The sequence below is a fragment of the Pseudomonas sp. PB103 genome (assembly GCF_009764635.1).
Lineage (GTDB): Bacteria > Pseudomonadota > Gammaproteobacteria > Pseudomonadales > Pseudomonadaceae > Aquipseudomonas.
On the sequence record NZ_RWIL01000081.1, the window covers coordinates 1 to 8,211 of the forward strand.

Here is an 8,211-nt window from a genome sequence, read left to right on the forward strand (position 1 = left end):
TGCCGCAGGCTGCGATCTTTTGATGTTGCTTTTGAAAAACAAGATCAAAAGATCGCAGCCTGCGGCAGCTCCTACATGGGGCGTGAATCGATGGAGTGTCAGCGACTGGCGCAACCGGCGGATGTTTGCTTAAGTCAATCGAGACCCTTGATGGCTGGCTTCGCCCGGAGAATCCCATGTCGATCCGAATGCTGCTGGCCGGTGCGTGTGTGCTGTGCGCCATCCCGGCCGCGCAGGCCGTCGAATACAACCGGGTCAACACCACGGCGAGCCAGATCAGTTTCACCTACAACCAGATGGGCTCGCGGATGTACGGCACCTTCGGCAAGTTCGAAGCGACGCTGGACTTCGACACCGACAACCTCGCCAGCGCCCACACCACCCTGCACATCGACCTTAATAGCATTGATGCCGGCAGCGAAGACGCCAATAGCGAACTGGTCAAACCGGCGTGGTTCGACACGGCTAAATTCCCTGTCGCAGTGTTTGAGTCGAGCCGTTTCACCCAAGTCGCCGAGCACCGCTACCTGATCGCCGGCCAGCTCACCCTCAAGGGCATCACCCGCAAGGTGGAGGTGCCGGTGGAATTGAAACCAGACCGCGACATCGGAATTTTCGACGGTGAACTGCTGCTCAAGCGCGACGAGTTTGGCCTCGGCGCAGGGGAGTGGGCGGACACCGTGGTGTCGAAAGACATCGCCATCAAGTTCAAGGTGGTGGCGCCACAGCAGTGACGCCCAGAACTCCCCTAGGCCTGCCTGGAATAGGAACGCAGCTTGAAAAATGGACGCTGAATCGGCGAAAGATCCTGCTCCCGGCAGATGAAATTCTCCTCAATGTAGGAGCTGCCGAAGGCTGCGATCTTTTGATCTTGTCTTTTAAAAAACAAAGTCAAAAGATCGCAGCCTTCGGCAGCTCCTACAGGGGGGATATCGGGACAGGGTATGATGGGGCGTTTTTTGCCGGAGTCGCTCGTCATGCCACGTATCATCCACTACAAAACCCCATGCCCCGAGGGCGTCAACAGCCAGATTCTGCAGATGGTTGTCGACTACCTGACTGATATCAGTGCGGTCGGTCTTGGCCCGAGCAATCTGCTGTACAACGTCTATCAGTATGCGGTCGGCTATGAGGTGCATCTGTATCTGGAGGCGTTGAACGGCAAGAAGGGCACTGAGGTGGAGTTGTTGGTGGCCACCGATGATGACGATCCGGAACAGGTCATCGGCTTTCTCTTGTACCTGCCGGTGCAGGGCGATTGGGAGGCGTGCAGCGTCGCTTACATGGCGGTGCGCGAAGGGTATCGTCGCCAGGGTGTGGCGCGGGCAATGATTGGCGAAATGGTCGGGCGTTATCCGCATGCCGAGCTGGCCTGCACCGTTGGCAAAGTCCCGTACTTCGAAGCTTTGGGTTTTGAAGTGATCGGTCAGCGCGAGACGCAAGTGCTGATGAGTACCCGCCATTACCGCAGCAACGGCCTGCGCGGTTTTATCGATACCACACCGATTTACCGATCATTGGAAGTGCAGCAGATTCACACCTACCTGCTGCAGAAAAACAGCAAACGGGCGATGCTCGACGCGGAGAAACAGCGCGACCGCCATCTCGACCAGACCACCCGACATACCGAAGAATTTGTCCGCCAGCGCCTGACGGTGCACTGATACTACTTCGGCAAAAAAGCCCTTGCCGGGAATCCCGCAGCAAGGGCTTTTTTGTACCCGCCATTCAGCCGAGTTTGACGTTCATGGTGATCCGCGCCGTGAACACTTTTTTGCCCTCGGTATCGTGAATGTCCACATTGACGATTTTGTCGCCCGCGCTTTGCCAATCCACGCCCTCGCCAGTGGCTAGCGCTGTGACATCGGTTTTCGCCTTGGCCAGATACTCCACGGTCATGCCTTTGGGAATCCAGCGCGCGCCGGGCGGAATCGACACGTCAGTCATCATCCCGGCAGCCAGTTCTGCGGCGTTGCACATGGCAATCGCATGGACGGTGCCGAGGTGGTTGGTGATTTCGCGGCAAAAGGGCACTTGCACGGTTGCCGCATTCGCTCGCAGTTCCGTCACCAGCGGATTGATGGTGCTGAAATACGGCGCTACCTGGCAGGCCATCTGGCTGAAAGCTTGCGGGCCTGCGCTGTTGAACATGCTGAGAAACTGACTCATGGAGATCCCTCGCTGAACGTGATTTGCGGAATTATGTTCCGTTACAGAATAATGTTCTGTAACGGAACGGTATTCTGTTAAGAGGAATTCTGTCAACCTATGCACGTTTTCGCATTGGGCACGATGTGCCTTTTCCCTTCGTTGATTTCGGGTCGCAAGCAGCATGGAAACCGCCGATTTACTGGAACGTAGCTACCCCGGACGCCGCGCCGAACTCAAGCGCGATATCTTTCGCAAGGCGCTGAGCCTGTTCAACGAGCAGGGGATCGAAGCCACCACCATCGACATGATTCGTGCCGAATGTGACACCAGCGTCGGGGCGATCTACCACCATTTCGGCAACAAGGAAGGTCTGGTCGCGGCGCTGTTCTTTACCGCGCTGGACGATCAGGCGCGTCTGCGCGACGCCTACCTCGACGCGGCAAAAACCACTGAGGAGGGCGTGCAGGCGCTGGTGTTCAGTTACCTCGATTGGGTCGAGCAGCAGCCACAATGGGCACGGTTCCAGTACCACGCGCGGTTCGCCGTGACCAAAGGACCGTTCAAGGAGGAGTTGGCCGAGCGCAACAAGACGCGCAATCTGCGCCTGCGTGACTGGCTGGCCGAATCCGGACGCGCCGCTGAACTCAAGGCGTTGCCCGCCGAGTTGCTGCCATCGCTGATCATCGGTCAGGCCGACAGTTATTGCCGGGCCTGGCTAGCCGGCAGGGTGAAGGGCAGCCCGACGGCGTATCGCGAGTTGCTGGCGCAAGCGGCATGGCGCTCGATTCGCGATGAATCACTGCCTGACAGCTGATTTACGAGGGCAAAAAACAGCCTGAAAACGCTTTGACGGAGACGAAGTAGAGCCCGTGAGGCGACGGCTCCTTCGACCATTGCAATGATTGTCGCGTACAACTCGTCACCTAACCCCTGTAGGAGCTGCCGAAGGCTGCGATCTTTTGCTCTTGTCTCTAAAGATCAAAAGATCGCAGCCTCGTTTCACTCGACAGCTCCTACCGGGGGGGGCGCCGTTCCTGTAGGAGCTGCCGCAGGCTGCGATCTTTTGCTCTTGTTTCTGAAGATCAAAAGATCGCAGCCTCGTTTCACTCGACAGCTCCTACCGGGGAGGTGTGGGGGTGAGCCGTTACTGTAGGAGCTGCTGCAGGCTGCGATCTGTTGCTCTTGTTTCTGAGGATCAAAAGATCGCAGCCTCGTTTCACTCGACAGCTCCTACCGGGGAGGTGTGGGGTTGACGCCGTTCCTGTAGGAGCTGCCGCAGGCTGCGATCTTTTGCTCTTGTTTCTGAGGATCAAAAGATCGCAGCCTCGTTTCACTCGACAGCTCCTACCGGGGGGGAGGTTGTGGGGTTAGCGGGCGCCGGGCCAGCCGGCCTTGTCGAGGGCGGCGAGCAGGGTTTGCGCGTCCAGCCCCGGCACGGCATGGCCATTGCCGGCGGTGCTTTCGCTGGCGAGCAGGGCGTTGATGATTGCCTCTTCAACCGCTTCAGTGGCGGCCAGAAACAGCTCGCTGATGTGGTCGTTATTGACCATGCGCAAACCCTCGCAGGTCGACGCGCCTTTGCCTTCATACGCGGCCGGCGGAACGTGATCATTGCCGGTGGCGAAGGCGATGAAGATGTCGCCGCTGTGATCCTCGTTACCGCCGCCGGTGCGCGCCAGACCGAGGCTGGCGCGTTGCGCCAGTCGCGTGCATTGATGGGGCAGCAGCGGTGCATCGGTGGCCAGGCAGACCACAATCGAACCCATGCCCGGATGCGGCAACGAGGCGCGCAGGAACGGTGAATCCACCTGTTCCATGTAGCGGCCGACCGGGTAACCGTCGACTCGCAATTCACTGCGAATGCCGTGGTTGGCTTGCACGATCGCGCCCACCGTCCAGCCGCCCTGAGCATCGCTCAATCGGCGTGATGCGGTGCCGATGCCACCCTTGAACTCATGGCAGATCATGCCGCTGCCACCGCCTACCGCGCCTTCCTGTACCGGGCCGGCGACCGCGTTGCGCATGGCTTCGGCGACGTGTTCAGGCTTGACGTGAAAACCGTTGATGTCATTGATCAGCCCGTCGTAAGTTTCCAGCACCACCGGCATGTTCCAGTAGAGACGGCCATCGTCCGGTTGCTGCTCACGATCCAGCACAATCAGCGCATCACGCACCACGCCGAGGCTGTGGGTGTTGGTAAACGCGATCGGGCTGGTCAGCAATCCGGCCTCGCGAATCCACTCAAGCCCGGTGGCATCACCGTTGCCGTTGAGCACATGCACCCCGGCAAAGCACGGTTGCTGGCTGGTCGAACCCAGGCGTGGCTCGATCAGCGTGACGCCGGTGCAGATGTCGCGCCCGGCGCTGCTGCGACCGCGCACATTGCTGTGGCCGACGCGGATGCCCGGCACATCGGTGATGGCGTTGAGCGGGCCGGGGTGCATCTGGCCGATACGGATATTCAGGTCACGGGCGCGAGGTTTCATCGATATCTGTCTCTCTAAAAATATTGGGCCGATCACCGTCCCTGTGGGAGCTGGCTTGCCAGCGATGACGGTGCTTCACCCGACGGATGTATTGGCTGAACGGACGCCATCGCTGGCAAGCCAACTCCCACAGGGTCAGGCGGTATTTGCAAATGCTGAACCACGCTCAGGCACCGGTTGATATCCCCACACCGCCCCCGCATGATGCGGCTCTGCTGGCGTGTCGCCGGTCATGAACAACAGTGGTCAGCCTACCGGGCCGACTGCGCCTGACCCATTCCCTTCATGGGTTATACAAAAGGGGTAGTGCGTGGACGCGTTGTTGCAGGAGTTGCCGGTGCATCAAAGTCTGGCGCGGGTATTTGCCAGCATCGGGCAGGAGGTTTTCTGGCGTGCATTGGTCGATACCCTGCGGCTGCTGGTGCCGCTGGACAACGCGCTGGTTGCGGTGATGACGGCGGGGCAGGCGCCGCAATTGTTGATCGACTTCGACAGCAAGGGCCGCCCGGACGACCAGGAAGAACTGGCCGGTTACACCGCAGGCATGTACCTGCTCGATCCGTTCTATCAAACCGCGACCACCGGCATTGCCGATGGTTTGCACAGCCTGGCGTCGGTGGCGCCGGATCAGTTCCTGCACAGCGAGTACTACCAGAGCTACTTTCGCTCGGTGGTGGGCGAAGACGAATTGCAGTTCATCATCAATGTCGAGGCGGGCGTGCTCGGCCTGTCACTGGGGCGCTCGACGGCGTTCAACGCGAGCGAACAGGGCCGGCTCTTGTGCGTGCGCGATTGGGTGCTGGCAGCGATGCGTCGACACGTGCAACTGCTGCCGCCGCAAGGGCCGGCCGCTGAAGCAGTGGTGGGGGATCTGGCGACCTTGCTCGATCGCTTTGAAGCGCGCCTGACTGTGCGCGAGGTCGACACCGCGCGCTTGATTTTGCAGGGCTTCTCCAGTAAAGCGATTGCCCAGCAAATGGGCATTTCGCCGGAGACGGTCAAAGTCCATCGGCGCAATCTGTACCACAAGCTCAATGTCACCGGGCACGGCGAATTGTTCGCCCTGGTGCTGCGCCAAAACCGCGATGGATGATTCGCCCTGGTGCTGCGCCAAAACCGCGATGGATGATTACTGTAGGAGCTGTCGAGTGAAACGAGGCTGCGATCTTTTGATCTTGTGTTTTAAAAGATCGCAGCCTTCGGCAGCTCCTACACGGGGTCAGGCGATGCGTTGGAAGACGAGGGCTTTCAGGCCGCTCTCAGGATCAACATCCGGGAATTCCGGCGGATTTTCCAGGCGCTGTTCGAAGCGCAGGCCGGGCGCCTGCTCGGTCACACCATCAATCAAAAAGTCCGGGCCGAACGCCGGGTCATTCATGCAGGCGAGCACCGTACCTTGCGCCGTCAGCAATTCCGGCAGGCGGCGCAGCACGCGCTGATAATCCTTGGTCAGCAGGAAACTGCCTTTCTGAAACGACGGCGGATCGATGATGACCAGGTCGTAAGGACCGCTGTTGATCACCTTGCCCCAGGATTTGAACAGGTCATGACCGAGGAAGCTGACTTTGCTCAAGTCATGGCCATTCAAGCGGTGATTGTCGCGACCGCGACTCAGCGCTGCCCGTGACATGTCGAGGTTGACCACATGGCTGGCGCCACCCTCGATGGCCGCCACGGAAAAACCGCAGGTGTAGGCAAACAGGTTAAGGATGCGTTTGCCGTCGGCCTGTTCGCGCACCCAGTTGCGCCCGTTACGCATATCGAGAAACAGCCCGGCGTTCTGCTTGCGGCCCAGATCGACGCGATACTGCAAGCCGCCCTCGACGATGGTCATTTCGTCGATCTCATCGCCCAGCAACCATTCAGCCGTGCTTTGCGGCAGGTAGCGGTGCTGGATCAACAGCGTCTTCGCAGCGCACTGCTGCCATTGCTCAGTACTGGTGAGGTCCAGCAGCAAACGCTTGAGGTTTTCCAGCTGCTCAGGTTCCGGCTCCTTGAACAGCGACACCAGCACTACGCCTTGCAACCAGTCCACGGTCAACTGCTCAAGCCCCGGCCAGCAGCGCCCGCGTCCGTGGAACAGGCGACGGGTTTCGCTCGGTGCGGCCGCCAGTGCAGGCAGCAGATGGGCGTGGAGGGTGGCGAGGGCTTCAGGGTTCATCGGTCAACGTCGGCGAGCAAAAGGGCCGGCATTTTAACCACAAATACGCCGTCGCGAACGCTCGGTGCGACCCCGCCAAAACACACTTTTGGAAAAGAGCTGTATCAAAAATGAATTTCTGCAGGGCGCGCTGCTCATACCTGATAAGCAGCGGATTCAAGCCGCTAAATCGTTAATGCAATTCCGGGAGTGCCAGTTCATGTGCCCAACACCTACGGCGAGCGCGCACCTTCCTGGCGGGTTGATTCTGGTAGTTGAGGATGATCCGTTGATTCTGGAGTTTCTCTGCGAAATTCTTCAGGAGGAAGGTTTCAAGGTCGAGCCGCAGACCAGCGCCGACGCCGCATCACAATACCTTGAGGAACACGCGCCGGAAGTGGCGTTGTTGCTCACCGACATCACCATGCCCGGCACCCTCAACGGCGCCGACCTGGCGAATCTGGTCGGCGATCGCTGGCCGGACAAGCCGGTGATGGTCATGTCCGGCTATGAAACGCCCGAGACCTCAGGGGTCAAGCATCCGGTGGCGTTCATCAAGAAGCCTTGGGCCATCGGGCAATTGCTCGACTGTGTCGACAGCGCCTTCAAATCCAAGGCGCCGCGTCTGCACTGACAAGTGCTACATTGCCGGGCAAAACTGCCCGGCCCCTTGCCAGAGGATGCGACCCTTTGCCTGCTCAAGATGCTCTATTCAACCGCGCGTTCGGCGCGTTTCTGTTCGACATGGACGGCACCGTCCTCAACTCCATCGCCGCCGCTGAGCGGATCTGGTCCGCCTGGGCAGTGCGCCATGGCGTGGAGGTCGAGACGTTTTTGCCGACCATTCACGGTGCCCGGGCCATCGACACGATCAATCGCCTGAACCTGCCGGGCGTGGACGCCGAGGCGCAAGCGGCGTTCATCACCGAGGCGGAAATCGAAGACGTTGAAGGCATCGTTGAAATTCCCGGCGCGGCGGCGTTTCTTCGCAGCCTGCCTGCCGATCGTTGGGCGATGGTGACTTCAGCGCCGCGCGATCTGGCCTTACGCAGAATGGCTGCCGCCGGGATTCCCGAACCGGCCGTGATGATTACCGCTGAAGACGTCAAGGCCGGCAAACCCGACCCGGCCGGCTACCTGCTGGCGGCCGGACGTCTTGGGCTTGAACCGCGCGACTGCCTGATTTTTGAAGACGCCACCGTCGGCATCCAGGCCGCCGAAGCGGCTGGCGCGGCGCTGATGATCATCACCACGACGCACCAGCATCCGCTTGAAACGGCGCACGCGACATTGGCCAGTTACGCCGACATCAGCGTCAAAATCGACGACGACGGCAAGCTCCACCTCCAACCCAACTGACCCCGACCTGTAGGAGCTGCCGCAGGCTGCGATCTTTTGATCTTGCTTCTTAAAATAAAGATCAAAAGATCGCAG

The 8,211-nt window shown here is 59.8% G+C and carries 10 protein-coding genes; 6 read left to right on the top strand and 4 right to left on the bottom strand.

Going from position 1 to position 8,211, the window contains the following annotated elements; genetic code table 11:
* Window positions 1-176 precede the first annotated feature (176 nt).
* Window positions 177-734 carry a YceI family protein gene (locus EJA70_RS14995; protein WP_158831707.1) on the top strand — a complete coding sequence of 186 codons (558 nt, stop codon included), beginning with the start codon at window positions 177-179 and terminating at the stop codon, window positions 732-734.
* Between the two features lie 14 nt (window positions 735-748).
* Here the strand turns inward: EJA70_RS14995 and EJA70_RS15000 are convergent, their stop codons facing one another.
* Window positions 749-979 carry a hypothetical protein gene (locus tag EJA70_RS15000; protein ID WP_158831709.1) on the bottom strand — a complete coding sequence of 77 codons (231 nt, stop codon included), beginning with the start codon at window positions 977-979 and terminating at the stop codon, window positions 749-751.
* Between EJA70_RS15000 and EJA70_RS15005 the strand changes: the two genes are divergently transcribed.
* A complete protein-coding gene (locus tag EJA70_RS15005) occupies window positions 978-1,664 on the top strand; it encodes a GNAT family N-acetyltransferase (protein ID WP_158831711.1) in 687 nt (228 codons plus the stop codon). The genes EJA70_RS15000 and EJA70_RS15005 overlap by 2 nt on opposite strands.
* Window positions 1,665-1,728: 64 nt before the next feature.
* On the opposite strand, the gene EJA70_RS15010 is transcribed toward EJA70_RS15005, so the two are convergent.
* Window positions 1,729-2,169: a hotdog fold domain-containing protein gene (locus tag EJA70_RS15010; RefSeq protein ID WP_008083085.1), complete on the bottom strand. Its 441-nt coding sequence runs from the start codon at window positions 2,167-2,169 to the stop codon at window positions 1,729-1,731.
* 163 nt (window positions 2,170-2,332) lie between these two features.
* Between EJA70_RS15010 and EJA70_RS15015 the strand changes: the two genes are divergently transcribed.
* The gene (locus EJA70_RS15015) at window positions 2,333-2,965 is read left to right on the top strand and encodes a TetR/AcrR family transcriptional regulator (RefSeq protein WP_158831713.1); all 633 of its coding nucleotides are present in this window, start codon (window positions 2,333-2,335) and stop codon (window positions 2,963-2,965) included.
* Window positions 2,966-3,518: 553 nt separating this feature from the next.
* Here the strand turns inward: EJA70_RS15015 and EJA70_RS15020 are convergent.
* The gene (locus EJA70_RS15020) at window positions 3,519-4,637 is read right to left on the bottom strand and encodes a P1 family peptidase (RefSeq protein WP_158831715.1); all 1,119 of its coding nucleotides are present in this window, start codon (window positions 4,635-4,637) and stop codon (window positions 3,519-3,521) included.
* A gap of 310 nt (window positions 4,638-4,947) precedes the next feature.
* Here EJA70_RS15020 and EJA70_RS15025 point away from each other — a divergent pair, with 310 nt between their 5' ends.
* Window positions 4,948-5,730, top strand: a complete 783-nt coding sequence (locus tag EJA70_RS15025; RefSeq protein ID WP_158831717.1) for a helix-turn-helix transcriptional regulator — start codon at window positions 4,948-4,950, stop codon at window positions 5,728-5,730.
* A gap of 126 nt (window positions 5,731-5,856) precedes the next feature.
* On the opposite strand, the gene EJA70_RS15030 is transcribed toward EJA70_RS15025, so the two are convergent.
* The gene (locus EJA70_RS15030) at window positions 5,857-6,798 is read right to left on the bottom strand and encodes a class I SAM-dependent methyltransferase (RefSeq protein ID WP_158831719.1); all 942 of its coding nucleotides are present in this window, start codon (window positions 6,796-6,798) and stop codon (window positions 5,857-5,859) included.
* A gap of 199 nt (window positions 6,799-6,997) precedes the next feature.
* Here EJA70_RS15030 and EJA70_RS15035 point away from each other — a divergent pair, with 199 nt between their 5' ends.
* Together EJA70_RS15035 and EJA70_RS15040 are read left to right on the top strand one after the other, a co-directional pair.
* Window positions 6,998-7,411: a response regulator gene (locus EJA70_RS15035; protein WP_158831720.1), complete on the top strand. Its 414-nt coding sequence runs from the start codon at window positions 6,998-7,000 to the stop codon at window positions 7,409-7,411.
* A gap of 56 nt (window positions 7,412-7,467) precedes the next feature.
* Window positions 7,468-8,136, top strand: coding sequence for an HAD-IA family hydrolase (locus tag EJA70_RS15040; RefSeq protein WP_158831721.1), 669 nt, complete (start codon window positions 7,468-7,470; stop codon window positions 8,134-8,136).
* Window positions 8,137-8,211 lie beyond the last annotated feature (75 nt).

Bases quoted from the DNA above. Each gene is read 5' to 3' on its own strand.
- EJA70_RS14995 (WP_158831707.1), top strand. From the start codon at position 177: ATGTCGATCCGAATGCTGCTGGCCGGTGCGTGTGTGCTGTGCGCCATC.
- EJA70_RS15005 (WP_158831711.1), top strand. From the start codon at position 978: ATGCCACGTATCATCCACTACAAAACCCCATGCCCCGAGGGCGTCAAC.
- EJA70_RS15000 (WP_158831709.1), bottom strand. From the start codon at position 979: ATGACGAGCGACTCCGGCAAAAAACGCCCCATCATACCCTGTCCCGAT.
- EJA70_RS15010 (WP_008083085.1), bottom strand. From the start codon at position 2,169: ATGAGTCAGTTTCTCAGCATGTTCAACAGCGCAGGCCCGCAAGCTTTC.
- EJA70_RS15015 (WP_158831713.1), top strand. From the start codon at position 2,333: ATGGAAACCGCCGATTTACTGGAACGTAGCTACCCCGGACGCCGCGCC.
- EJA70_RS15020 (WP_158831715.1), bottom strand. From the start codon at position 4,637: ATGAAACCTCGCGCCCGTGACCTGAATATCCGTATCGGCCAGATGCAC.
- EJA70_RS15030 (WP_158831719.1), bottom strand. From the start codon at position 6,798: ATGAACCCTGAAGCCCTCGCCACCCTCCACGCCCATCTGCTGCCTGCA.
- EJA70_RS15035 (WP_158831720.1), top strand. From the start codon at position 6,998: ATGTGCCCAACACCTACGGCGAGCGCGCACCTTCCTGGCGGGTTGATT.